Source organism: Terriglobales bacterium (assembly GCA_035764005.1).
In the GTDB taxonomy this organism is placed as follows: domain Bacteria; phylum Acidobacteriota; class Terriglobia; order Terriglobales; family Acidobacteriaceae; genus Gp1-AA112.
In genome coordinates, this window is sequence record DASTZZ010000115.1 from 84,936 (window position 1) to 109,846 (window position 24,911).

22 protein-coding genes are annotated in these 24,911 nt (G+C 56.2%); 16 read left to right on the top strand and 6 right to left on the bottom strand.

The window, feature by feature from the left end; translation table 11 throughout:
* Nucleotides 1-11: 11 nt before the first annotated feature.
* A complete protein-coding gene (locus tag VFU50_19425) occupies nt 12-191 on the bottom strand; it encodes a hypothetical protein (GenBank protein HEU5235037.1) in 180 nt (59 codons plus the stop codon).
* A 287-nt stretch (nt 192-478) separates the two neighbouring features.
* Nucleotides 479-1,714 (bottom strand): hypothetical protein, encoded by a 1,236-nt coding sequence (locus VFU50_19430; GenBank protein ID HEU5235038.1) that lies wholly within the window; start codon nt 1,712-1,714, stop codon nt 479-481.
* Nucleotides 1,715-1,862: 148 nt separating this feature from the next.
* Here VFU50_19430 and VFU50_19435 point away from each other — a divergent pair, with 148 nt between their 5' ends.
* The 4 genes from VFU50_19435 to VFU50_19450 all read left to right on the top strand — a co-directional run bounded on the left by VFU50_19435 (nt 1,863) and on the right by VFU50_19450 (nt 8,215).
* Entirely contained in the window at nt 1,863-2,129 is a 267-nt protein-coding gene (locus tag VFU50_19435) for a rhodanese-like domain-containing protein (protein ID HEU5235039.1), read from the top strand.
* Between the two features lie 366 nt (nt 2,130-2,495).
* Complete coding sequence (locus tag VFU50_19440; GenBank protein ID HEU5235040.1) at nt 2,496-4,535, top strand: family 20 glycosylhydrolase; 2,040 nt, start codon at nt 2,496-2,498, stop codon at nt 4,533-4,535.
* Between the two features lie 182 nt (nt 4,536-4,717).
* Nucleotides 4,718-7,504, top strand: coding sequence for an alanine--tRNA ligase (alaS, locus tag VFU50_19445; protein HEU5235041.1), 2,787 nt, complete (start codon nt 4,718-4,720; stop codon nt 7,502-7,504).
* A 141-nt stretch (nt 7,505-7,645) separates the two neighbouring features.
* The gene (locus VFU50_19450; GenBank protein ID HEU5235042.1) at nt 7,646-8,215 is read left to right on the top strand and encodes a DinB family protein; all 570 of its coding nucleotides are present in this window, start codon (nt 7,646-7,648) and stop codon (nt 8,213-8,215) included.
* A 182-nt stretch (nt 8,216-8,397) separates the two neighbouring features.
* Here the strand turns inward: VFU50_19450 and VFU50_19455 are convergent, their stop codons facing one another.
* The 3 genes from VFU50_19455 to VFU50_19465 form a co-directional block, all read right to left on the bottom strand.
* Nucleotides 8,398-9,459, bottom strand: coding sequence for a M48 family metallopeptidase (locus VFU50_19455; protein ID HEU5235043.1), 1,062 nt, complete (start codon nt 9,457-9,459; stop codon nt 8,398-8,400).
* 315 nt (nt 9,460-9,774) lie between these two features.
* Nucleotides 9,775-10,152 (bottom strand): hypothetical protein, encoded by a 378-nt coding sequence (locus tag VFU50_19460; GenBank protein HEU5235044.1) that lies wholly within the window; start codon nt 10,150-10,152, stop codon nt 9,775-9,777.
* A 104-nt stretch (nt 10,153-10,256) separates the two neighbouring features.
* Entirely contained in the window at nt 10,257-11,594 is a 1,338-nt protein-coding gene (locus tag VFU50_19465) for an inositol-3-phosphate synthase (GenBank protein ID HEU5235045.1), read from the bottom strand.
* A gap of 358 nt (nt 11,595-11,952) precedes the next feature.
* Here VFU50_19465 and VFU50_19470 point away from each other — a divergent pair, with 358 nt between their 5' ends.
* From VFU50_19470 to VFU50_19525, 12 genes are all read left to right on the top strand, one after another.
* Nucleotides 11,953-12,807, top strand: coding sequence for an SDR family oxidoreductase (locus tag VFU50_19470; protein HEU5235046.1), 855 nt, complete (start codon nt 11,953-11,955; stop codon nt 12,805-12,807).
* A 10-nt stretch (nt 12,808-12,817) separates the two neighbouring features.
* Nucleotides 12,818-13,534, top strand: coding sequence for an SDR family NAD(P)-dependent oxidoreductase (locus VFU50_19475; protein HEU5235047.1), 717 nt, complete (start codon nt 12,818-12,820; stop codon nt 13,532-13,534).
* A 172-nt stretch (nt 13,535-13,706) separates the two neighbouring features.
* Nucleotides 13,707-14,426 carry an HAD family hydrolase gene (locus VFU50_19480; protein HEU5235048.1) on the top strand — a complete coding sequence of 240 codons (720 nt, stop codon included), beginning with the start codon at nt 13,707-13,709 and terminating at the stop codon, nt 14,424-14,426.
* Between the two features lie 196 nt (nt 14,427-14,622).
* Nucleotides 14,623-16,695, top strand: coding sequence for a DUF1800 domain-containing protein (locus tag VFU50_19485; protein ID HEU5235049.1), 2,073 nt, complete (start codon nt 14,623-14,625; stop codon nt 16,693-16,695).
* Between the two features lie 45 nt (nt 16,696-16,740).
* Nucleotides 16,741-17,994: a DUF1501 domain-containing protein gene (locus tag VFU50_19490; GenBank protein ID HEU5235050.1), complete on the top strand. Its 1,254-nt coding sequence runs from the start codon at nt 16,741-16,743 to the stop codon at nt 17,992-17,994.
* Between the two features lie 58 nt (nt 17,995-18,052).
* Nucleotides 18,053-18,250 (top strand): hypothetical protein, encoded by a 198-nt coding sequence (locus tag VFU50_19495; GenBank protein HEU5235051.1) that lies wholly within the window; start codon nt 18,053-18,055, stop codon nt 18,248-18,250.
* Nucleotides 18,228-18,551, top strand: coding sequence for a type II toxin-antitoxin system PemK/MazF family toxin (locus VFU50_19500; protein HEU5235052.1), 324 nt, complete (start codon nt 18,228-18,230; stop codon nt 18,549-18,551). Before VFU50_19495 ends, VFU50_19500 begins: the two co-directional genes overlap by 23 nt.
* Nucleotides 18,552-19,478: 927 nt before the next feature.
* On the top strand, nt 19,479-20,360 hold the full coding sequence (locus tag VFU50_19505; protein ID HEU5235053.1) for a phosphoribosylaminoimidazolesuccinocarboxamide synthase: 882 nt from the start codon (nt 19,479-19,481) through the stop codon (nt 20,358-20,360).
* Nucleotides 20,357-20,929, top strand: coding sequence for a CvpA family protein (locus VFU50_19510; protein ID HEU5235054.1), 573 nt, complete (start codon nt 20,357-20,359; stop codon nt 20,927-20,929). The genes VFU50_19505 and VFU50_19510 overlap by 4 nt, the downstream gene beginning before the upstream one ends.
* A gap of 76 nt (nt 20,930-21,005) precedes the next feature.
* The gene (locus tag VFU50_19515; GenBank protein HEU5235055.1) at nt 21,006-21,290 is read left to right on the top strand and encodes a helix-turn-helix domain-containing protein; all 285 of its coding nucleotides are present in this window, start codon (nt 21,006-21,008) and stop codon (nt 21,288-21,290) included.
* A gap of 4 nt (nt 21,291-21,294) precedes the next feature.
* On the top strand, nt 21,295-22,119 hold the full coding sequence (locus VFU50_19520; GenBank protein HEU5235056.1) for an HAD family hydrolase: 825 nt from the start codon (nt 21,295-21,297) through the stop codon (nt 22,117-22,119).
* Between the two features lie 55 nt (nt 22,120-22,174).
* A complete protein-coding gene (locus VFU50_19525) occupies nt 22,175-23,965 on the top strand; it encodes a hypothetical protein (GenBank protein ID HEU5235057.1) in 1,791 nt (596 codons plus the stop codon).
* A 6-nt stretch (nt 23,966-23,971) separates the two neighbouring features.
* Here VFU50_19525 and VFU50_19530 read toward each other — a convergent pair whose 3' ends face one another.
* Nucleotides 23,972-24,898 carry a thioredoxin domain-containing protein gene (locus VFU50_19530; GenBank protein ID HEU5235058.1) on the bottom strand — a complete coding sequence of 309 codons (927 nt, stop codon included), beginning with the start codon at nt 24,896-24,898 and terminating at the stop codon, nt 23,972-23,974.
* Between the last annotated feature and the right edge of the window lie 13 nt (nt 24,899-24,911).

The following is a 24,911-nucleotide window of genomic DNA, read 5'->3' on the forward strand; positions in this document are numbered from 1 at the left end:
TCGAAAGCCCGCTAGAGCTTTTCGTAAAACTCGCACGCTGAGCAAGAGATGAATACCCCTCCGCCCACACCGCGTTCGCGATCTTTCACCCGCTTCACAATGCGGGTCGGCTTGCCGCACTTGGGGCAATCCGTGCTCTTGGATGTGTCCATGACCTTCTTACGGTCCGCTGTCTTGGCGATCTTTGCCATGTCTTATTGGTGACTCCAGAAAGGAAATTACGTTCTTATTGTACGCGAGGAAATCAGTTCGCCGAGCGTCAATCAGGGGAAGCAGAAGCCAAAACCTGACGCGGATTTCGCGGATTGGACGCGGATCAACGCAGAGGTTTGAAATGAGATCGTTCACTCCAGAAACACCAATGCCGTTTTGCATTGGAATTAGCAATGTGAAGATCCCCTAGATCCGCGGGCGAAGCATCCACGCAACCCCGTCAGATTTGCAATTTGGATTTATTTCACTTCGCCCGATCACCCGATTACTTTGGATCGACCGGCGGCAAGGATCCGGCCCCAGGCAACGGCGCATCCGGAGAACTAGTCGTTGGACTCTGCGGATTCTGCGCGGGTCCGGTCTGTGCTGCGCCCGTCGTCGTCGGTGCTGGCTTCGTTCCCCATTCCGGCTCTTGCGTCGATCCTCCAGCCGGAATCGGCTTCGAACCTAGCTCGCCCGGCATCGTCGATGCAGCCTTCTGATCCTCGGGCTCCTCGCCCGCACGACGCAGTGTTGGAGGCTTCGGCGGTTTCTTGGCTTCCGCAGTCTGGGTCTGTTCGGGTTGCGCCGCTGTTGCCGTTTGCGGTGAGTTGGGATCGATCATCGTCGCCGCGCCGGTTACGGCGTTTACCTTCACCTCGCGCGCGGTCTTGATCGTGGTCTCGCCGCCAACCTGGCTGTGCTCCACGCGAATGACCTCTTCGTTCACGAAGCGAATAAACTGCACATCCCCCGGCGGCTCGCCATAGATCCATTCTTCGTAATCGACATTGTTGTCAGACTCGCGAATGCGCTTCGGTGGACGGCCGAGAGCGTCGATCACCATCTCCTTGCTCATCCCAACCAGCGCCTCATGGTTCTGGATCGAGGTCTTCAGCTTCGGTGGAAGCGTGTCGAGGTATGCCTGCGTGGGCGATTTCACAGAAAAATCGATAACTGGCTCGAGCAGCTTTTTCACATCTGCGGTAGTCATCTCCGGGACATACTTCGGGAAGACCAGCGACAGCGTGCATCCGGGGTTGGCAGCGCCCTTTTCCTGATGGATCGGAGTCATTCCACCGCCGCCGCCCACTTCGATGTGATCGTACCAATGCCCTTTGCGCCTAGATCCGCCATTAATGTCGAACACGATCTCGCTGCCCTTGATTACGACATCCGTGATTTGCAGCTTGTCGCCCGGACGCGCCGCAGGGCCGTTCGCTGCCACCTGCATCATGATGGCCTGATCGTCCGGGGAAATCTGGCCCGAGGTGGTCAGTTGAAGTCCCTTATCGCCTTTGGGAAAGAGCTTCTTCGCAAATCCAAACTCCGCCTGCAAGGTGCGGATCAGTTCAATGCGGGTTTGCTTCGAGACCGGCGGACGCCCCTGCAAGTCAGGCGGCAATTCAGTCGGTTTGGCTGCAGCTTTGGCTGGTTCCTTATCTGGCGTTGTAATCGTTACTTGCCCATAAGTGAGCGAAGCGAAGATCAACAGGGAACAGAGTAGGCGGAAGTACTTCATAAAAGCCTCGGGACGAAACGGGCAGCCGCAAGTACTCACATTCTTTTGGATGCGCCGCTGGGCCTATGATTCGCCTGTTTCTGCAGAAAAGCAATATCCACATGCGCCAGAGTTGGCGAGTTACCATAGCTCTGCAGGAGGTCCTGGCATGAGCTTCACCCCCGACGACGTTCGCAGAAATGCCGACTACTTCGCTCACAAGCTGCACGCCGAGAAGCAGCGCAATGACGTGCTCAAAGCGGTGGAAGGCAGCGGCAAGTACGATTTCGTGCTCCTCGACACGCGCGGCCGCGACGCCTTCAACAGCGGCCATATTCCCGGCGCCTGGCTGGTTCCCGATTCAGGAATTGACCAGATCGCCTCTACCCTTCCCAAAGACAAGGAAATCGTGACCTACTGCTGGAGTCATGATTGACAGCTCTCCGCAAAAGCAGCTTTGCAGTTGGCAAAGCAAGGATTCTTCGCCAAGGAAATGAACGTCGGCTGGAAAGAGTGGACTTACAACCGCCATCCCACGCACCAGGAGAAAGTCGGCGCGGATGGCGTTCATTGCTCGTGCAGTAAATAGTACCTAACCGAACCGCCGCCGATTCCGAGATCCTTAGGTGAGCGCCGATTGCTCTGACCGGGGTTAACACGAAGGTCACGAAGTTTGGAAAGCAAGTTCACGAAGATAGTTTGCGATTTCTCCGTGACCTTGACATTCAAACTTCGTGACCTTCGTGTTAACCCCGGGTGTTTTCGTTCGTGCCGACAGCCTTCTTTGATACCCTTTCTCCCGATGAAATTCCTTTGCGTGCTGTTACTGTTCCCTGCGGCCCTGCTGTTCGCTCAACAACCCACGACAACTTCAACTCAACAAGGCCCGCCGTGGAACCTGATGCCCGTGCCTGCCAAGATTCAGCCGGGCACCGGACAATGGCTCGTCAATCAGGCGCTCACGATTTCCATTAGCGGCGCCGACGATCCTCGGGTGCACTCTGCTGCAGTTCGCTTCGTCGATCGCCTTTCGCGCGCTACCGGCATTCCTCTGCGCTACCAATCCGCCGAGGAAGGCAAGGCGACGGTCGCGATCCACTGCGATAAGCCTGGCGAAAAAATACAGAAGCTCGGTGAAGACGAATCCTACGTTCTCGACGTCAGCGACTCCGGGGCGAAGCTCACAGCGCCAAATCCGTTAGGCTTGATTCATGGGCTGCAAACGTTATTGCAACTAGTCGAGCCAAGCCAGCAAGGATTCGCCGCGCCCGCCGTCCACATCGAAGATGCACCGCGCTTTCCCTGGCGCGGATTGCTGCTCGACGCATGCCGCCACTGGATGCCGATGGACGTGGTCAAACGCACCCTCGATGGCCTCGAAGCCGTGAAGATGAACGTCCTGCACTTCCATCTGAGCGAGTACCAGGCGTTCCGCATCGAGAGCAAGAAATTCCCAAAACTGCAAGAGATGGGCTCCAATGGCCTCTATTACACGCAGGACGAAATCAAAGAGATCATTGCCTATGCGCGCGATCGCGGCATCCGCGTGATGCCTGAATTCGACATGCCCGGACACAGCACCAGCTGGTTCGTCGGCTATCCCGAATTGGCATCCGGCCCCGGACCGTATGAACTCGAAAAACATTGGGGCGTCTTCGATCCGGCCATGGACCCGACCAAGGAATCGACATATAAGTTCCTGGAAAAGTTCATTGGCGAAATGGCCGAGCTCTTCCCCGACGACTTCTTTCACCTCGGCGGCGACGAGGTCAACGGCAAGCAGTGGGACCGCAATCCGGAAATTCAGAGCTTCATGAAATCCCACAACATGAAGACCAATGCCGATCTGCAGACCTACTTCAACCAGCACGTGGTGAAAATCATCGAGAAGCACAAGAAGACCCCGGTCGGCTGGGATGAGGTCCTCACGCCCGACCTGCCGAAGGACGTGGTCGTTCAGTCGTGGCGCGGGCCGGAGTCAGAAGCAAAGGCCGTGCAGGACGGCCATCGCGCCCTGCTCTCGAATGGCTACTACCTCGATCTCGCCCAATCGGCGGAGAAGCACTACGCGGTCGACCCGCTCGGCGGAGCCGCAGCGCAGCTTTCTCCTGAACAGCAGAAGATGATTCTCGGCGGCGAAGCCTGTATGTGGTCGGAGATGGTCGATGCAGAGAACGTGGATTCGCGCATATGGCCGCGCAATGCTGCCGTAGCCGAGCGATTGTGGTCGCCTGGCGACGTTCGCGACGTCAACTCGATGTATCAGCGCATGCAGGTTCTGAGCGAGCGCCTCGATACGCTAGGCCTCACGCACCATTCCGCTCTGCGCACCATGCAGGAGCGGCTCGCGCCGGAGCATGTTGATGCTTTGCGCATTCTCGGCAACGCTGTTGAACCGGCAAAAGGCTACGCTCGCGCGAGCAGCCATCGCTACGACGTCGATGCGCCACTGAATCACCTTCCCGATTCGGTACCGCCGGAGAGCTTCGAGTCACGCAAGTTTTCGCAGCTCATCGACCGCATCGTCGCGGGTAGTCCGTCACCAGATGACGTAGCGCAAGCGCGCGATTTGATGACGGCATGGAAGACCAACCACGATCGCCTTGCTGCAGCATTGCAGAATGAGCTGCTGGCAGAAGATGCACCGGTCTCTCAGAATCTGACGACTGCCGGAACAATCGGCCTGCAGGCGTTAGATCTGTTCACCTCGCACTCAGCCCCGCAGCCAGGCTGGGCCGATCAGCAGATCGCACAGCTCGAACAGATGAAGAAGCCGCAATCAGAATTGTTGCTGATGATCGTGCCGGGAGTGGAGAAGCTGGTGCAAAGCTTGGGACGTTGACCTCTGCGCCTTGTCATTCCGAGCGAAGCGAGGAATCCCTATCTCTACCCATCCCGCATGGGAGTGGATAGGGATTCCTCGCCGCACAAACCGCGGCTCGGAATGACAAAACGACCGCATTCCTCCGTGCCTCCGTGTCTCCGTGGTGAAAATGGATCCCTTGCTAAACTAAATAGATTCCTATGCGTCACCTCTCCGGTTCTGAAGCGCGCGAGACTTTCTTACGCTTCTTCGAAAGCAAAGGACACCGTCGCGTGCACTCATCGTCGCTGGTTCCGGCGAACGATCCTACGCTGTTGTTCACCAATGCCGGCATGAACCAGTTCAAGGACGTCTTCCTCGGCATCGAGAAGCGCGACTACTCGCGCGCGACGACCTCGCAGAAATGCGTCCGCGCCGGCGGCAAGCACAACGATCTGGAGAACGTCGGCTTCACCCGCCGCCACCACACATTTTTCGAGATGCTGGGGAACTTCTCCTTCGGTGACTACTTCAAGAAGGATGCGGTCGCTTACGCATGGGAGCTGGTCACATCCGACGAGTGGTACGGCCTGCCGAAAGACAAGCTCTACTGCACGATCTTCAAAGGCGAGCAGGGCGTTCCCAAAGACGAAGAAGCCGAGCGCTACTGGCGCGATCAGGGCGTTCCGCAGGAGCGCATCTTCGCCATGGGCATGAAGGACAACTTCTGGGCAATGGGCGACACCGGTCCGTGCGGCCCCTGCAGCGAGATTCACTACGACATGGGTCCGGCGGCGTCCGATGCCGGCCACACCGACTGCAAGTTTCCCTGCGACTGCGGACGCTACGTCGAGATCTGGAACCTCGTCTTCATGCAGTTCGACCGCAACGCCCAAGGCCAGCTCACACCGTTGCCCAAGCCGTCCATCGATACCGGAATGGGACTGGAGCGCGTGTCGGCTGTGCTGCAAGGCGTTCTGTCGAATTACGACACCGATCTGTTCAGAAAAATCATAGAAAAGCCGGCTAGTCGGAAGGCATACAGATATGGCTCCGATCCAAAAAAGGACGCCTCGTTACGCATTATCGCCGACCATGCGCGCGCAGCCACCTTCTTGATTTCTGATGGCGTGCTACCGAGCAACGAGCGGAGAGGTTATGTCCTGAGAAAGATCATGCGCCGGGCCTTCCGACACATCATGCTATTTGGCATTGAAGAAATTTTCTTGGCCGAGGTTGCGCAGCGAGTCTATGAGTTAATGGGCGCTCCAGATAGCGACCTGCGAGAGCCGGGAGAAAAGCCAGCATATCCCGAACTGCAACACTCAATCTCTCAAGTCAAGACCGTCATCAGGACAGAAGAGCATCGGTTTCGCATGACTCTTGGCGCGGCCCTACCTCGCCTTGACGAGGATCTCAAACCACTAGTTGAGCTGAGAGCACAACAAGACGCATGGCTGTACAAAAAGCGGATGAGTGTCCCGAGCGAAGCTCCAATGCCGGCGCCGCTTTATCCAGGAGAAAAGGCGTTTAGGCTTTACGATACGTTCGGCCTTCCTCTTGATTTCATGATCGATGCAACGAGGGATCAAGGAATTCAATTCGATCAAGCTGGCTTTGATCGCGCCATGCAGGAGCAGCGCGAGCGCGCTCGTGCTTCTTGGAAAGGCGGAGCGAAGCAGTCCGCGAGTCCCGTCTATCGCAATCTCGACAAGACCGTCTTCGAAGGCTATCGACAAACTTCCTCTCCCGATTGCGAAGTAGTCGCCATCGTCAAAGACGGCCAGGGCGTTCCCGAATTGAAAGCGGGCGAGGAAGGCGAGGTCGTGCTCGATCACACGCCCTTCTACGCCGATTCCGGCGGACAGGTTGGCGACATCGGCGTCTTCCGCGACAGCTCCGGGAACGTGATCGCTGAAGTGAATGGATGCGTGATGCCAGTTCAAGGCGTACGCGCGCACAAAGTCAAAGCACGGCAGCCGATTCATCTTGGAGAGAAAGTTGAAGCCGTGGTTCACGCCGACGTGCGTGAGGCGACCAAGCGCAATCACACCGGCACACATCTGCTTCATGCTGCGCTGCGCGAGACATTAGGCAAGCAAGTGAAGCAGGCGGGATCGCTGGTTGAGCCTGGCCATCTTCGCTTCGACTTTTCACACTTCACTGCAGTCGCCGACGAAGAATTGCAAGATATCGAAGACCTGATCAACCGCGAGGTGCTGAAGAACAGGCGCGTCGAGACGCTCGAAGACGTTCCGATTGACGTGGCCATCAATGAGTACAAAGCCATGGCGCTCTTCGGCGAGAAGTACGGCGAGCGCGTGCGCGTGGTGAAGATCGGCGACTTCTCCACCGAACTCTGTGGCGGTACGCATACCTCGGCCACCGGCGAAATCGGCTTGCTCAAGATTTTGCGCGAAGGCAGCGTGTCGTCGGGTGTGCGACGCGTAGAAGCCGTGAGCGGCGAAGGCTCACTGCAGCATTTCCGCAAAGATCATCAGCTCGAGCACGTGGTCTCGACCTTCATCGGACGCGCCGACGAGTCGCCCGCACAGGCTCTGAAAACGGAACTCGAACGCCGCGATGAAGAAATTCGCCGTCTGCGCAAGGAACTGGAGCAGATGCGCATGAAGTCGGCTGCATCTGCTGTGTCTTCCGCCGCAGATCATGTGGAGGAAGCCAATGGCATTAAAGTTCTCACTCAGCGCGTCGACAATCTCGAACGCAACCAGATGCGCACGCTGGTGGACAACATGCGCAACAAACTCGGCTCAGGCGTGGTCGTGCTAGGGTCCGTGCAGGACGGCAAAGTCGCTCTGATCGTCGGCGTGACTAAAGACCTCACCCAACGCGTGCAGGCAGGCAAGATCATCGCCGAGGTCGCGAAGAAGGTAGGCGGCAAAGGCGGCGGCCGTCCTGATCTCGCGGAAGCCGGCGGCTCCGAGCCTGGCGCGCTCGATTCCGCACTGAAGAGTTCGGTAGACGTGGTAAAGCAGTTGGCATCGTAGGCTTCCCACAGTCAGCCGATCGCCGAATGCCGACACCCGGGATGTAGAAATGCGGGACGAATCTGTCGGCCCGGGAACCATGCTCCAGGCGCGTCCGTACTTAATTCGAAGGTGTAGCATGATTTCCCGCGGAGGAATCTCGTGAACAAAAGACTATGTTTTGTGTTGGCTGCCGTGATGGCGCTGCCCGGTGCTGTACTCGCGCAGGAGAAGGCACAGGCGCAATCCGCGCCGCCGGCGAACCCGATTACGACGAGTGAAAAAGGTCTGTACTCGTTCGTGAGTGCAGCCGTGGTCGCTGCAGCGCAGAAGATGCCCGAAGAAAACTACTCGTTTAGACCGACACCCGAAGTTCGGAGTTTTGGCCAGATCGTTGGCCACGTAGCCGACGCTCAGTACATGTTCTGCTCGCTGGCGTCCGGCCAACCCAATCCTTCAAAGGGAATCGAGAAAACGAAGACTTCGAAGTCTGATCTTGTTGCAGCGCTGAAGGACGCCGTTGCATATTGCAACGACACGTACGACGGCATGACCGACGCAAAAGGGAGTGAGCTGGCAAAATTCATGAACTACAACCTTGCCAAGCTCACGATACTCTCGCTCAATACAGCGCACGCTGATGAGCACTACGGGAACATCGTCACGTATCTCCGAATCAAGGGAATCGTGCCGCCGACAAGCGAAAATCCGCCCGCGCGCTCGCCGAAATAAACGAGCGACACTCCATAACTCAGGACAAAACCGGCCGGACAGGAAACGCATTCTGATATTTTTCCGATTTAGGAACCCGTTCCCTTGTCCCCAGTTTTAAATGGTCGGGTATGGCACGTCCTGGCGCGCTCCAAAACAAAAGGCGGCCCTCATCGGACCGCCTTCGTTCAGTCGAGCTGAAGCTAGTTGTTGTCGCGCTTGTGCAGCGTTGGACGATCGTCGTCGGTGGATTTGCCTTTGTCGTCGGTCTTGTTCGAAGCACGACGAAGCGAGGGCTTGTTCGCGTCCTTGTCGTCCGTAACCTTTTTGCGATTCTCGAGGGCTGCGAGGCGAGCTTTCACCTGGTCGAACTCCGAGGTCGTGACTACATACTCGTCCTTCGGAGGTAGGATTTTGGCGATTTCGTCTTGCGTATGCTCTACGCGATCCGGAGTTGCTGGATGCGAGGCAAAGGCCTTCGCTAACGCGCCAGGCTTCTTCTTTTCTGTAGCCTCGATCTTCTCGAAAAAGTCGACCATGGCTTGCGGATCGTATCCGCTGGCGTAGAGATACTGCGTGCCGAGGTAGTCAGCCTGGGCTTCGAATCCACGCGAGAACTTCATGAACGTTAAGGGGATGCCGATACCGGCCGCTTCATATGCCGCGTATCCGATGCCGCCGCCAATGAAGATCAGCGGGATCGTCGCGAAGTTCGCCCAGTTGGCGCGGGTCATCTGCCGCATCGCATGGCGAGCGCAGACGTGCGCGATCTCGTGTGCCATCACGCCGGCGAGTTCGGATTCATCGTCAGCCGCGAGGATCGTGCCGGTATTGACGTAAAAAAATCCGCCGGGAAGCGCGAAGGCATTGATCTGGTCGTCGTCGATGACCTTGATTGTGAACGGAACCTTCGCGTCGGAGTGGCGAACGAGGTTCTGGCCGATGCGGTTCACATACTCGGTAATCACCGGGTCGGTGATCAATTTTGCGCTCTGCTCCACCTGCTGCGCGTACTGCTTGCCCATGGCAACTTCCTTCTCAAGCGAGTACCAGTTGCCAAGGCCCTTGCCTCCGATGTCGCGGTTGCCGATGGCGTTGACGTCATCGAGACTGCCCTTTTTTACTTTGTCGTAGCTTGGGACTGGTTCGATCTTCGGGTCTTTTGAATCTTCCTTGTCCTTGGACTTGTCTTTGGGCTGAGCGACAGCGGGAACAACCATGGAGATTGAGAGGACTCCGGCCAGCAACTTGGATAGGAATTTCATGATGCTTTACTCCGTTCGCGCGCGGCAGTTCCGAGACACGGATGCCTAACCTGTATAGACGTAAGTTTTGGCAGCTAAGTTTCGGTTTAAACGCACTTAATTCTGCTGGCCCGTCCCCGATCGCGCCAGTCTTTAGTGTACCCCCAGTGGCAAGCTGCTGATGCAGATTTCTGGATTCGATTCGGGACGGGGGCCGGCCGCCCCCGGCTGGGTTTTCGGCGAATAGCGAAATGCATTGGGGCGTATTGAAGACCCCCTTTATTGGCTCTCCCACGGAACACCCGGGCGAGGGCGCCCGTCTCCAAGCTGCTGTGCTTAAATCCGCAGTCTGACCTGATCCACGGCAGGCAGTTTAAGGATGAGTATGTCCGAGGCGATCCACTCGCCGTGGCTGTCTTCGTCAGCGGTAACGCGGATTTCCGCGTTGTCTCGCAGCGATTCGGCGGCGCTTTGTAACCTCTGGGACGAAGGGACACCATCGCCAAATCGCACCCGGCAGCGCTGAATATTGACCCGCCGTAAGTAGCCTGTCTTTCCAGCAACATAGATGTACTTGCCCGCTTCGCGCTTGGTCCCCTCAACCACGAGGCCCTGGAAAATGCCCTTGGTCGCAAATAGTGGAAGCGTAGCGAAGAGGCAAAGTGCCAGCGAGAGGTGTTTCGTGCCGATCCGCCAATGTAAGCAGCCGTGCATCTGTGGGTGAGATGCACATCTTACGTCGGGAGATGACGACTGCTCTTTAGCGAAAAAACCGAGTGCCGAGTTAGGCATCCAGAGGCTGGCGATCGGGGCTCACCTCAGTCGTAATACTCCAGCCCCAAGTGCGTGATCATCTCTTCGCCGCGCAGATGGCGCAGCGTGTTCTTCAGCTTCATCGACTGAATGAAGAGATCATGTTCTGGATAGAGTCCAGGCGCAGTCATCGGCGATTTGAAGAAAAAGCTCAGCCATTCCTGAATGCCGATTCCCTGCAACTCAGGCGTCCGGTGAGCTAAATCGAGGAATAGAACCAGGTCAAGGACGATCGGAGCTGCAAGGATCGAGTCTCGGCAGAGGAAATCGACCTTGATCTGCATCGGGTAGTTGAGCCAACCGAAGATGTCGATGTTGTCCCAGCCTTCTTTGTTATCGCCGCGCGGTGGGTAGTAGTTGATCCGGACCTTGTGAAAGATATTGCCGTAGAGCTCGGGATAGAGATCGGGCTGGAGGATGTGCTCTAGGACGCCGAGCTTGGATTCTTCTTTGGTTTTGAATGACTCGGGATCGTCGAGTACCTCGCCGTCGCGATTCCCCAGGATATTCGTCGAGTACCAGCCGCTCACGCCTAACATGCGGGCTTTGAAAGTTGGAGCAAGCACAGTTTTGATGAGCGTCTGTCCCGTTTTGAAATCCTTGCCGCATATTGGTGCGCTATTGCGACGGGAGAGCTCCTGCATGGCTGGAATGTCGACCGTCAGATTCGGGGCGCCGTTTGCGAAAGGCACACCTTCCGAGAGCGCCGCGTAGGCGTAGATCATCGAGGGAGCGATGTCCTGACTGTTCTGCTGCAGAGCTTTTTCGAATGTTTTTACCGAAGTGTGCGCCTCGGTCTGCTGCATGAAGATCTCAGTCGATCCGCACCAGATCATCACCAGACGATCCGCGCCGGAACTTTTTTTGAACTCGCGAATGTCAGCGCGGACCTGCTCGGCGAGGTCCATCTTCGACTTGCCTTTCTTCACGTTGTGGCCGTCGAGTTTCTTCACGTAGTGCCGGTCGAAGACAGCCTGGCGCGGCTTCACCGATTGCAGGAACGGCTTCACTTTGTCGAGCAAATCTTTCTCGATCACGCCCGCCTTGCTGGCGGCGGTGTACATGTCATCTTCGAAGATATCCCAGCCGGTAAAGACGAGATCGTTGAGGCCGGCGAGCGGAACGAATTCCTTTACCTTCGGTGTGCGGCCCTCGGTGCGCTTGCCCAAACGCACCGTGCCCATTTGCGTCATCGAGCCGATTGGCTTTGCGTGTCCTTTACGGACGGCTTCGACTCCGGCAACGAACGTGGTTGCCACTGCTCCCATTCCGGGAATCATGATGCCTAGCTTGCCCTTGGCAGCTGCAATCTTGTCGCTGGCAGTCTTCTTCTCTTTCGCCATTCTCGGCTCGTCACTCCTGGTGAATTTTCGAGGTGAAGTGCAAAGGATTTATGTTCTCGTAACCAGAGTTGATTTGCAAACTTCTGGGATTGAACACGGAGGACACGAAGGACACAGAGGAACTTTCTTGTCTTGTGATTCCGAACCGTAGTTGGGGTTAGGAATGTGTATAAATCAAACCAGCGTATGCATTGGGCTATTGGAGGGCGAACATCTGTCTGTCCAAATGCAACGGTTTTGATGATTCTAGAGATTCGTGCGGAGGACGACGAGTTTGGAGCTGCGATGAATCAATCCTTCGTCCCCTCCGTGTCCTCCGTGTTCGCTCTTTCGCCGGTGGCAGCTACAATTCCAGCGCATGAATACGAAGAGAGTCGCAGTCGTTACCGGCAGCTCCAGCGGCTTTGGCTTGCTGACGGTCGTGGAACTCGCAAAAGCTGGACATTTCGTTGTTGCGACCATGCGCGATGTGAATCGGCGCGAGCGATTGGACGCTGCGCTCGCGTCTGCCGGAAAACTGGCTGATCGAGTCGAGGTGCGACAGCTTGACATAACAGAATTCGAGAAAATTCCTTCAGTAATCTCCGATATAGCTCGCGATCACAGTCGCATTGATGTTCTCGTGAATAACGCAGGCTTTGCCGTCGGTGGCTTTGCGGAAGATGTCGCCCTCGACGAACTGCGGCTGCAGCTCGATACAAACTTCTTCGGGCAAGTTGCCGTGACAAAGGCCGTGCTTCCAACGATGCGCGCGCAACGATCCGGGCACATCATTATGGTCTCTTCCATTTTGGGACTAATCGGACAGCCGATGGTTTCGAGCTACTGCGCTTCGAAGCACGCCCTCGAAGGATGGGCTGAAGCGTTACGCATCGAAGTTCGGTCGCTTGGAATCAAAGTTGTGTTGGTCGAACCAGGCGGCTACAAAACAGACATCTGGACTCGCAATGTTCTGGTCAGTCGAGCATCGACGGACGGCACGTCTCCGAACAAAGAACGTAGCAGGAGGTACGTCGATGGCGTGAAGGAGTCGCATCGAGAGTTGCCGGACCCGATCGATGTGGCAAGCCTGATCGTTCGCGTCTCGCAGGATCCGAATCCAAAGCTGCGCTACCGCTCAGGACGGGACGCCAAGATGGGCTACTTCATGCGCGCGATGCTGCCCTGGAGCGTTTGGGAGCGTATGGTGGAAAGGCGAACGAAGATTGGTTGAGGAGAAGCTTGTGAGTGCTCCATTGCAGGACAAAGTCGCCATCGTAACCGGTGGAAGCCGCGGCATCGGCCTGGCGATTGCCGAGAAGCTTGCCGGAATGGGATGCGAGGTCGTAATCACTGCGCGCAAGCGCGACGAATTGGAAAAGGTCGCGCAGAGTATTCGCAAGACTGGCGGCAAATGCGAAGGCGTGCCTTGTGACGTGAGCTCGCTATCCGACGTGCAGCAACTCGCGGGCAAGATCGGCGATCGCCCGAAGAAGCTCAAGATCGTGATCAACAACGCCGGAATCGGCGGCTTTTCGTCACCGCTGCACGAGACCGATCCTGAGACTTGGGACAAAATCATCAATACCAATCTGCGTGGTGTGTACTACATGATCCGCGCATTTGCCCCCATCTTGATCGCGAACGGCGGAGGCGACATCGTCAACATCTCCTCGCTCGCGGGCAAGAACGCGTTGCCGAATGGCGCGACTTACTCGGCTTCGAAATGGGGCCTGAACGGATTGTCGTACTCGGTTGCAGAAGAGCTGCGGGCGCACAACATTCGCGTGACCGTGGTCTGTCCCGGATCGGTGAACACAGACCTGAGTCCGCACACCGGAAAGAATCTCAGCAAAATGCTGCAACCGGCCGACGTGGCGCATGTCGTGGCGATGGTCGTTACGCAGGCGCCACAGTCTTTCGCTAGCGAGATCCTTCTGCGGCCTACGCAAAAACCTTAAAGCTGAACACGGAGGACACGAAGGACACAGAGGTTGTCACCGGCGTCGACACCAATGTCGTGCATGCGACGAACTCTCTATCTATAAGAAGAGATTTGCAACAAACTCTGACAATCCTTCGTGACCTCCGTGACCTCCGTGTTCAATCCGCCGTTTGATTTATTCTCAAGTCGTGTCAGCCCACCTCCAGAACGGAACGCCGCAAACGCTGCTCATCGACGCGGATGACACGCTCTGGGAGAACAACATCTACTTCGAGCGCGCGATTGCAGATTTCATCTCTTTCCTCAATCATCACGCGTTCACGCCGGAGCAGGTTCGCGCGCGGCTGAACGAAGTCGAGAGGGAGTCGATCAAGACGCACGGATACGGCATTCGCAGTTTTGCCAACGCGCTCTGCAAGACATTCGAGTGTCTGAGCGTCGAAGCATTGACAGGAGAGCTGCGCGATAAAATCCATGCGTTTGCATTTCGGATTGCCGAGTATCCGGTAGAAGTTATCGCGGGAGTTCCAGAAACGCTCAAGCATCTCAACGCGCGAGAGCATCACCTCATCCTGATGACCAAAGGCAATCCTGCCGAGCAGATTTCCAAAGTGGAACGATCGGGATTGCAGGAGTACTTCGCTGCCGTGGAAGTTGTGGCAGAGAAGAATGCGGGAGCCTATCACGGCGTCGCTGAAAAGTATGGTCTTGATCAGGAGGTTACATGGATGGTCGGCAACAGCCCGCGTTCCGACGTGAATCCGGCGCTGGAGGCTGGCTTGCACGCCGTGTTTGTGCCGCATGACATGACTTGGGTCCTGGAGCACGAAGAGATCGGCACCCCCTCACGTTCGGGACAGAGATTGCTGACTCTGGGGCGATTTACCGAGCTTCAGAAGCACTTCTGAAGCTGAACGTTAATCATTGCTGATACAGGCGTTCCCGCCCTAACCGTCATAAGTCTCGGACGGTCAAAGCGTTAGCTCAAAAGCCGCGATTACTGCCGGCGAGTCTTCTGGTGCACGATTCCTGAAACTTTCATCTGTTTTCGGGTTTTAATCAGGGGACGAACTGCTGTACTGTCGCACCTGGAGAGACGTTCCTATGCACAAGAATCGGAAGCTATTGGCCTCGCTGCTTCTGCTTCTAACGCTGACTTCGGCGCTCGCCGTCGTCGCCGCCGACAAGAAGAAAAACAAAAAATCAAAAGCTCAGGCCAACGCTGCTGCGATGCAGATGGACGAGCAGAAGCGGGCGATCCACGTGCTCAATCGCTTTACCTTTGGCCCACGGCCGGGCGACGTGCAGCGTGTCGAAGCCATAGGCATCGACAACTGGTTCGAGCAACAGCTTCATCCGGAGAAGATCGACGACTCGGCGCTCGAAGCGCGGCTAGCTCCGTTTCGAACGCTCAAGATGAGCACGAATGAGCTCGTGCGGGACTTCCCTCCTCCGCAGGTGATCAAGGCAGTCGAAAAAGGCAAGGCTTCGATCCCACGTGATCCGCAGGAAAAGGCGATCTACGAAGCAGCACTTGATCGTCAGCGCCAGAAGCAGGAAGCCAAGCAGGACGCTGCGAATGCTCAAGCCGCGGCGCAGAATGGCGACACCCAGGCCCCACCAGATGCCAGAGGAGGAAAACGACGTAGAGGCGGCGCCGATATGGAAGATCGCATGTACGCGTCGCTCAGCGCCGACTCTCTAATGGACGAGCCTCCTGACCAGCGCTTCAAAGATCTGATGAAGATGGGGCCCGATGACATGCGCGCGGTTGCACGATCGCTGAATCAGCAGGAGCGCGAGCGACTGGTCGACGGCTTCACACCGCAGCAAAAGGAAACCTTGCTGGCAATGGTGAATCCGCAGCAAGTGGTGCAGGGCGAGCTTATCCAGGCGAAGCTGCTGCGCGCGATCTACAGCGAGCGCCAGCTTGATGAAGTGATGACCGACTTCTGGATGAACCACTTCAACGTCTTCATCAACAAAGGCGCTGATCGTTACATGCTCACCGCGTATGAGCGGGATGTGATTCGTCCGCATGCGCTGGGCAAATTCAAAGATCTGCTGGTGGCTACGGCGAAGAGCCCAGCGATGCTCTTCTACCTCGACAACTGGCAAAGCATTGGACCCGATTCCGATTTCGCGCGCTTCGGTGGAGAGCGCCAAAGGCCTGGCCGTTTGCGCCGCGGTCCGTTTGGAATGATCGTGTACGATCCGCCACGGCCGCGTCGCGAGCAGAATCCAGAACAAAAGAAAAAACGTGCGAGTGGACTGAACGAGAACTACGCGCGCGAGATTATGGAGCTGCACACGCTCGGGGTCGATGGCGGCTACACACAGAAAGACGTCACGGAACTCGCGAAGGTGTTGACCGGCTGGACCATCGATAAGCCGCAACAGGGCGGCGAATTTAAGTTTGACGAGCGCCGTCACGAGCCGGGCACGAAGATCGTGCTTGGCAAGAAATTCAAAGAGGACGGCGAGAACGAAGGCATGAAGGCGCTCGACATGCTCGCGCACTATCCTTCGACGGCTCGCTTCATCTCCAAAAAGCTCGCGATGCGATTCGTCTCTGACGATCCACCGCAGTCGTTAGTGGATCACATGGCGAAAACTTTCTTGGACTCCGACGGCGACATCCGCGAAGTTCTGCGCACGATGTATCACTCGCCTGAGTTTTGGGCTCCGCAGACATATCGGGCAAAGGTAAAGACTCCGCTGGAATTTGTGGTTTCGGCGATCAGGGCGTCAGGTGCGGATGTGCAGACTCCGCAAGCTCTAAATAACCAATTGCAAAAGCTCGGCATGCCGCTGTATGCGATGCAGCCTCCCACCGGTTATTCGATGAAGGCCGACGCGTGGGTGAACTCTGCGGCGCTGCTGAATCGCATGAACTTCGGTTTGGCGCTGGCATCAGGAAAGCTGCCGGGCATTCAGTGGAATCCGTCGGCAACGTTGAACGAGAACCAAATGCCGCATGATCCTGACGGAGCATTAGCCAATTTCGAGAACGCGTTGCTCGACGGTGACGTATCGAAGCAGACGCATGCGACGATTCTGAACGAATTGAATGATCCCCAAGCTGCAGCGCGCAACAACGTTCCGGCAGCCGAGGGTACAAATTTGCGACTAATCGCTGGATTGCTTCTGGGATCACCGGAGTTCCAGCGTCGATAGGTTACGCAGAGACGTTTTCTCAGCAGTAAGAATTGGAGTAGATATATGGCAATCACAAGAAGAGCATTCCTGAAGGGTGGCGCGATGGCGCTTGTGGGAACCTCGGCGATCCCGAGCTTCCTCACCCGGGCGGTCTATGGATCCACGGCTCCCATAACGGGAAAGAAGCGCCTGGTGGTGCTCTTTCAGCGCGGCGCCGCGGACGGTCTGAACATCGTCGTGCCGCACGGCGAGCAGGCGTATTACTCGATGCGTCCGACGATTGCTATTCCTCGTCCTTCAACCGGTCAGCTCTCGGCCATCGATCTCGATGGATTCTTTGGACTGCATCCTGCGATGGAATCTTTCAAGCCACTGTGGGATCAGGGACATCTCGCGATCATTCACGCTGCCGGCTCTCCCGACGAAACACGCTCGCACTTCGACGCGCAGGATTTCATGGAGTCGGGCACACCAGGATTGAAGTCCACCGAAGATGGCTGGCTGAACCGCGCGATGCAGACGCTCCAGGAACAGCACTCTCCGTTTAGCGCAGTCGCGTTGAGCACAGCGCTGCCGCGTACGCTTGCGGGAAAATTTCCCGCAGTCGCGTTGAGCAACATCAATGACTTCGGCGTCGGCGGTCGCAATCCGAATGCAGCGCCGATCAGCAACACGTTCGAGGCGATGTACGCGCAGTCGGTGGATAGCATCCTTCATGGCACCGGCCAAGAGACCTTCGAAGCCGTGAAGATGCTCAAGGCCGCCGATCCGGCGCGGTACACGCCGGCTCCCGGAGCAAATTATCCGCGTGGCCGATTTGGAGACAGCCTGCGACAAGTTGCACAACTGCTGAAAGCCGATCTTGGAGTAGAAGTGGCGTTCGCCGATATTGGCGGGTGGGACCATCATGTAAACGAAGGCAGCACACAAGGTCAGCTCGCTAACGTGCTGCGCGAGTTCTCGCAATCTATCGCAGCGTTCTGGAACGACCTCGGCGATCTCGGCGAAAACACCGTGCTGGTTTCAATGTCAGAGTTCGGGCGCACCGCGCGTCAGAATGGCAACGGTGGCACGGACCACGGACACGCTAACGTGATGTTCGTTGTAGGTGGTCCAGTGCGCGGCGGAAAAGTGTACGGCCGCTGGCCGGGTCTCGATCAATCGCAGCTCTATCAAGGCCGCGACCTTGCGCTGACAACCGATTTCCGCCAGGTGCTCGGAGAAATGGTCGATCGCCACTTGGGAAATCGCGATCTCGCGCAGGTGTTCCCGGGATTCCAGAGTTCTTCGAACAAATTCTTGAGAATTTTGGGATAACCGACGTCCCAAGCACTACTCGTCATCGCCGATTCGGGAGGACTGTTAACATAGGGGCATGACACCAAGAGCACAGGATTTGCTCATCGCATTTGAGCACCTCGAAGCCGAGGAGAAGCGAGAATTCGCTGGCGAAATCCTGCGCCGGTGCTTGCCTTTTGATTCGGGTCCGCTAGCTGATAGCGAGATCGGCGCTGCGTCCTCTGCTCTCTTCCGTACACTCGCCGACGAAGATGCCGATACCAAGTCGCGGTGAGGTTTGGCTCATCGATTTTGGTTTCGCCGGCAAGACCAGACCTGCGCTCGTCGTTAGCGTCTCGTTTGGGGATCAGGATCGGGCACTAATCACTGTTGTACCTCACACGACTTCGCTGCGGGGTTCGCAATTTGAAGTCACGGTTCCAGCGTCATTCCTGAAACCGGGCGCATTCCTTGTTCAAGGAGTGACCACTTTTCCGTCAGCCACGGCGTTGCACAAACTAGGTGCGCTCCGTCCTGAAGCTTTCGAAGAAGTGCTTTCCGCCTTGCTGCGCTGGCTGGGGTACTCGAAACCGTAGGAGTTGTTACGCCCGATTTCTTCGGGAAGTCCTTGCGTTCGGACTAAGGGAACATGACAGGCACAAAGTTGTATTGGATTGATGGCCCATGGCCAGGACAACTTGCGATTGCATCGCGACCTCGAGGTGGAGAATGGCTCGCGGATGAAATGTTGACTTGGCGTCGGGCCGGAATCAGTCACATTGTCTCTTTGCTCACTTCCGAAGAAGAAAGAGATTTGAGTCTGACAAAGGAAGTTCGCGAAGCCGAATCGCAAGGAATGACATTCACATCTTTTCCGATTGCCGATCGTCGCATTCCAACTTCCGAAGCATCGATAAGAAGCTTAGTCGAGAGGCTCAAGTCGGAACTTTTGAGTGGAGAAAAAGTTGTGATTCACTGCAGACAAGGAGTAGGTCGCAGCGGTTTGCTGGCTGCATCGATTCTTATCGGAAGAGGCTTTAGTCCCGGGACAGCTACCGATCAACTCAGCCATATTCGTGGAGTTGCAGTCCCTGAAACGGTCGAACAACGCGCATGGCTTGATCGTTTCGCATCGACCACCGTCACTTCGAAATAATTCCTCAGCTCAGAAATCCTGAATACGCATTCCCGGTGTCCAACTCAGAGGGAAACTTCTCCACTCAGCAAAGGACTCCGCCCTGTGCATTCTGTGGAAGCTCTGAACAAAACTTCTCGCAGAAAATTTGCGCTGATGCCCAGCAATTCTTCAAGCGACACTGCAACATCTCTCTGCAGATTCTCGGAACGAACAACTTCTCGGAAGTTTTTCTCATGCTCCATCACATTTTTTTCTTTCACGCAAGTGATTGAACGTTTATTGCTCACCAAGTCATCTCCGGATGCGTTGACAAAAATTCCGTGCGGGTTAGAATACGAATGCTTCCTGTCACTTCTTGAGTAGAAATCACCCGACCTTGAATTCAGTGCTGACCCAACCCGACCTTCCCGCGACGTTGCATGCTCAGGGCAAGGTGCGGGACATCTACGAGGCGGGTGAGCATCTCCTCTTCGTCGCTTCGGACAGAATCTCGGCCTTCGACCACATTCTCGCCAGCACAATTCCCGATAAGGGAAAAGTTCTCACGCAGCTCTCGCTCTTCTGGTTTGATTTTCTGCGCAACGTGGTTCCGAATCACGTGATCACGGCGCGAGTGGAAGATTATCCCGAGCCGCTGCGTGAATTTGGCGAGCAACTTCGTGGAAGATCGATGCTCGTGCGTCGCGCGAAGATGTTTCCAGTCGAGTGCGTGGCTCGCGGATACCTTTCCGGCTCCGGCTGGAAGGAATATCAACAGACCGGAGCGGTCTGTGGAATCAAACTTCCCGCGGGACTGCGCGAATCCGACCGCTTGCCGGAACCGATCTTCACTCCGGCGAGAAAATCGACGAGTGGACACGACATCAACATTCCATTTGCCGAAATGATGAAAATGGTCGGACAAACCACCGCAGAGAAGCTGCGCGATCTCACGCTTCGCATCTACTCGCTCGCGGTTGAGCACGCGAAAAAACGCGGCATTGTCATTGCTGATACAAAGTTTGAATTCGGCCTGATCGATGGAAACATCGCTCTCGCCGACGAAGTACTCACTCCCGACTCCTCGCGCTTCTGGCCGGCCGAGAGCTACCGTCCTGGAGGACAGCAGCTCTCCTACGATAAGCAATTCGTGCGCGACTATCTTGAATCCATTCGGTGGGACAAGAACCCACCGGCTCCCGCGCTTCCTGACCACATTGTTCAGAAGACGCGCGAGAAATACATTCAGGCGTACCGCCAACTCTCCGGCAAGGAGCTCGAACTGTGACGCTCGTTGACTGGGCCATCGTTGGCGTGATTTTGCTTTCGATCCTGTTGTCGGCTGCTCAAGGGTTCTTGTACGAGATCTTCTCTCTGGCCGGAGTGGTTCTCGGATACTTGAGCGCGGTTTGGGGATATCACCGTCTCTCGGGCGTATACCGCCCATACGTCAACGCAACTCAATACGCTGACATCGCCGCCTTCCTGACGATCTTTTTCGCTGTGTTGATCCTCGCAGGAATGGTCGGACGCCTCGCACGTTGGGCGATGAAGGAAGTGGGATTCAGTTGGGTTGACCGTCTGCTCGGAGGAGCCTTCGGACTCGTTCGAGGCGTCGCTATCGTCACCGTCGGCGTGCTTGCGATCGCCGCATTTGCTCCTGACAATCAAGCCCTTGCCCGGTCGAGCATGGGCGGCTACTTCCTAGTGGCTGCTCGCACTGCGACCTGGGTTGCGCCTTACGATTTGCGCGCGCGTGTGCGCGCCGGGGCGCAGGCGATTGGCAAATGGCAGGAGGATGCGGAGTTGCGCGCCGAGTCTGGGAAGAAAGCTGTTCCGGCGGGGACAGCCAAGTAGTTTTCATTCGCTCATACCCTGCGGCCTTGTGGCTGCCTGCTGTTGACTTGATTTATTGGCGTGTTTTGGAGGCTCTGTGAAGAACCAGCTTGAGGCACTCGTCGCGCAAATGCATGAGTCCGGCATTCTCTATTCTGAAGCAGTCCGGGAATTCAAGAAGCGCTTCATCATGAATGTGCTTGACCGCAATCATGGCAATCAGAGCAAGGCAGCCCGCGAGCTCGGGATGCACCGCAATACCCTCAGCCGCACCATCTCTGAACTGAATCTCGACTTAGGAGAGCTGCGCAACGGCGCTCGCCGTCCTCCACGCAGCGCTCGCCCCGAATTGGAACCGCTGGAGAGAAAAGCTGTACGATGAGGAGATGAAGCTTCGCCAAGCCGACGACGAGGCAATCGGGACACAATCAACGCAAGAGCATTTACCCACAGTATCTGGTCCGAAACTGAAGACCGGGTGGGCAGGTGCTGCCGAAATTCCCACGAGCCAGGCACCTTCGATTCATATAAAACCTGGAGTCGATTGGAAGGCGGCAGACGCTTACCTATTCGATATCGACGGAACACTGCTAAACAGCCGTGATGCTGTTCATTACTTCGCGTTTCATCACGCTGTACAACAAGTCTTCGGACTTGACTTCCGCATCGACGGTGTCCCTGTTCACGGAAACACCGATGTCGGCATACTTCGCGCTTACCTCGAAGTAGCGGGAGTGCCTGAGAGCGAATGGCGACCTAAATTGCCTTCTGTATTGCGAATCATGACAGATGAGGTCGAGCGCAACGCCGCCGATCTTCGTCCAGAGCTTTGTCCGTCCATTCGGGAATTGGTTGAACACCTGTCAGCAGAAGGAAAGCTACTCGGTGTAGCGTCAGGCAATCTCGAACCCGTTGGCTGGGCAAAGCTCCGTGCCTGCGGCCTGCGCGATTACTTCTCGTTCGGAGCCTTCTCCGGAGAGAGGGAAAAACGAGACGACATCATCGCCTTCGGAGTACAGACCGCGCGTGAGCTTCGCGGCTCAAAAGCCAAAGTGTACGTTGTCGGTGACACGCCTGCCGATATTCGCTCGGCGCATGCCAACGAGATCCCAGCGATCGCCGTCGCTACGGGAATCTACAGCTTTGAAGAACTGCTCGCTCATGCGCCGGAAATCTGCATATCCTGCTGCCGTGATCTCATACAAAGCTAGGCGCAAGAAAGCCTTACTGCTTCGTTCAAAGTTGCAGCTCGACTAGAATCTCACCATGCGTACATGTCTCGTTCTCATGGCTGGCCTTTGCCTCCTGTGTCCTGCATATGCAGGCAACAAGAACGAGCGCAATCGCAAGAAAGCTGACAAAGATTACACCGCCGCAATCGATTCAATTCGAGCTGGCGACTTCGCACGCGCGAAGAATCTCCTTGATGAGGCTATTGAGCTCGACCCAGACAACATACAGGTTCTCACTGCGGAGGAACTGCTTCGCCAGAATGACATCCGTCAAAAGATCAGGCAGGCTACTCAGGATCTTGCTGGAAATCAAAGGGAGCAAGCGATCTCAAACTTTCGCGCAGCCCTTGCCCTCGACCCGAAGAATGCCGTCGCGGAGCAAGGATTGCGTTCTGCGCTGGGGGAAACCTCAGCATCGGAACCAAAGATCCGCTATCGCGATGCAGACGACATATATCTGGAGCCCAAGGACGCGCCGCATGATTTCCACTACAAAGGGGACACTCGCGGGCTGCTGAATGAAGTTTGGAATGCTTACGGCATACGTCCGCTGATCGACAACTCCGTCACGAGCAAGCAGCAGCGCTTCGATATTGATGGCGCAAGCTTCGCGACCGCGATCACTATCGCGTCGCAGATGACCGACACGTTTTATGTTCCAGTTGCCGCCAATCAGGCACTCGTCTTCGCAGACACTCCAGAAAACCGGCGAAACTTCGAACGGCTCGCAATGCGCACGTTCTACATCGGTGACGCGTCATCAGCACAAGACATCAATGATGCAGTGACGTTGCTGCGCACGATCTTCGATATCCGCTTCGTCATGCCTGCAACCAGTTCGAACCAAGTTACTGTACGTGCGCCGATGCCGATGCTCGATGCGGCTACGCGGATTCTGGAGGATCTTTATTCCGGTAAACCGCAGGTGATGCTGGAGGTGAACGTCTATCAGGTGGAGCAAACTCTGGCGCGCGATCTTGGTTTGCTTATTCCCACTCAGTTCACGCTCTTCAACGTGAACACTGAAGCGCAGAAGCTTCTGAGCGGAGCAAATCAGGACGTGATCAATCAACTGATTTCCAGCGGCGCTATCAATCAGGCAAACAGCTCCTCGATTGCAGCGCTCCTTGCGGGACTGGCAGCGGGAGGGCAGAATTCGATTCTGAATCAACCTATCGCAACCTTTGGCGGAGGAATTTCCCGCAGTGGACTCATCGTTCCCGGAACTTCGCTGCATGCATCTTTGGATACGTCCTCATTTCGCTCCCTTGATCACGTGCTGCTTCGTGCTGAGCAAGGCGATCCGGCAACATTTCGCGATGGCACGCGGTATCCCATTCTGAATGCCAGCTTCGCACCGATCTTTAACACAGCAGCAATTTCTCAGGTTCTCGGTAATGGATCGTTCACGGCTCCGTTTCCGTCTTTTTCCTACGAAGACCTTGGACTCACGCTGAAAGCCACGCCGACGATTCATGGAGCGCGTGATGTTTCCCTGAAACTCGAATTTCAGCTTCGCGGGCTTGGGGCAACTCAACTCAACGGCGTGCCGGTGATTACGAACCGCGAATACACGGGGACTATAGGAATACCAATCGGCGCGACTGCAGTGCTAGCGGGAATGGTGACGAGGCAGGAGCAGCTGAGTTTGCAGGGTCTACCCGGCATCGCTCAGCTTCCGATACTCGGACCGGGCACTTCGCTCCACAATAAGCAAACGGATGATGCCGAACTGCTGATTACCATCCGTCCTCATCTCGTCCGCGACTCTCTGCACAACGCGAATGCAAGCACCGTGTTCGTTCCACCACCGAGCAGTCCGTAGCCATGACTATTTCTTCTGTGATTCGCTGGCTTCGAAGTCGATCATTTGTTTGAGAACTTCAACCGGCGTGTCATTCACATTTTCGATCTTCCTGCCGTTCAGGAACAGCGTAGGCGTGGCATTCACTCCAACCGAAACGCCTAACTCGTACTGCTGATTCACGCGAGTCTTCGTTTCTGGTGAGTTCGCGCACGTAGCGGTGGCGCCAGCATCGACCCCAGCATCGGTAGCAAGAGCGCTCAGCTTGCTTGCAGCCGTTTCGGCGGTGATCTGTTCCTGCTGATCGAAAACCGAATGGAAAAACTTCCAGAACTTGTCGGGATTACTGCGCGCGACGCAATCCGCATAGGCCGCAGCCAAATCGGCCCATTTGTGGATACTTGAAAGAGGGAAGTTCTCAAAGACGAGACGCGCATTGGGCGACTCGTTCATGAGTTGTTCCAGTTTTGGCTGCGCCTTCTTGCAGTGGGGACATTCGAAATCGCTGAATTCTACGATCTCAACCGGAGCGCTCGCGCTCCCTTGAACCGGGCCTTTGGCTTCAGCAGCGAGCTTGTTCCGCACCGGGCCAAACGGATCAGCTCCGAAAGGAATGATCTGGCCGATAAAGGCGTGCTCCAGATCGCTGCCGACATAAAAAGCCGTTCGCTGCTGCGGAGGCTCTCCGAAGGTGACAACGACCTCCGTGATGCCGGGCACTTCGGAAGGTCGCACACTCTCGACCTTCCACTTGATCATCGGATCGTAGCCAAACATGTGATGCATGAAAGAATTCAGCATCTCCATGCTTGGACGTTTAACCGTAATCGTCGCAGCTGTCGATTCCTTCGCGGCAGGAGCAGCTTTTTGAGTGCGAGCGGACTTTGCGGTCTGAGCGGAGACAATGCTGGCAAAAAGTACAGCAAAGCAAACAACGCGAATTGTCGTCTTCAAGGTTTCCCCTTTG

Bases quoted from the DNA above. Each gene is read 5' to 3' on its own strand.
- VFU50_19425 (HEU5235037.1), bottom strand. From the start codon at position 191: ATGGCAAAGATCGCCAAGACAGCGGACCGTAAGAAGGTCATGGACACA.
- VFU50_19430 (HEU5235038.1), bottom strand. From the start codon at position 1,714: ATGAAGTACTTCCGCCTACTCTGTTCCCTGTTGATCTTCGCTTCGCTC.
- VFU50_19435 (HEU5235039.1), top strand. From the start codon at position 1,863: ATGAGCTTCACCCCCGACGACGTTCGCAGAAATGCCGACTACTTCGCT.
- VFU50_19440 (HEU5235040.1), top strand. From the start codon at position 2,496: ATGAAATTCCTTTGCGTGCTGTTACTGTTCCCTGCGGCCCTGCTGTTC.
- alaS (HEU5235041.1), top strand. From the start codon at position 4,718: ATGCGTCACCTCTCCGGTTCTGAAGCGCGCGAGACTTTCTTACGCTTC.
- VFU50_19455 (HEU5235043.1), bottom strand. From the start codon at position 9,459: ATGAAATTCCTATCCAAGTTGCTGGCCGGAGTCCTCTCAATCTCCATG.
- VFU50_19460 (HEU5235044.1), bottom strand. From the start codon at position 10,152: ATGCACGGCTGCTTACATTGGCGGATCGGCACGAAACACCTCTCGCTG.
- VFU50_19465 (HEU5235045.1), bottom strand. From the start codon at position 11,594: ATGGCGAAAGAGAAGAAGACTGCCAGCGACAAGATTGCAGCTGCCAAG.
- VFU50_19470 (HEU5235046.1), top strand. From the start codon at position 11,953: ATGAATACGAAGAGAGTCGCAGTCGTTACCGGCAGCTCCAGCGGCTTT.
- VFU50_19485 (HEU5235049.1), top strand. From the start codon at position 14,623: ATGCACAAGAATCGGAAGCTATTGGCCTCGCTGCTTCTGCTTCTAACG.
- VFU50_19490 (HEU5235050.1), top strand. From the start codon at position 16,741: ATGGCAATCACAAGAAGAGCATTCCTGAAGGGTGGCGCGATGGCGCTT.
- VFU50_19495 (HEU5235051.1), top strand. From the start codon at position 18,053: ATGACACCAAGAGCACAGGATTTGCTCATCGCATTTGAGCACCTCGAA.
- VFU50_19500 (HEU5235052.1), top strand. From the start codon at position 18,228: ATGCCGATACCAAGTCGCGGTGAGGTTTGGCTCATCGATTTTGGTTTC.
- VFU50_19520 (HEU5235056.1), top strand. From the start codon at position 21,295: ATGAAGCTTCGCCAAGCCGACGACGAGGCAATCGGGACACAATCAACG.
- VFU50_19525 (HEU5235057.1), top strand. From the start codon at position 22,175: ATGCGTACATGTCTCGTTCTCATGGCTGGCCTTTGCCTCCTGTGTCCT.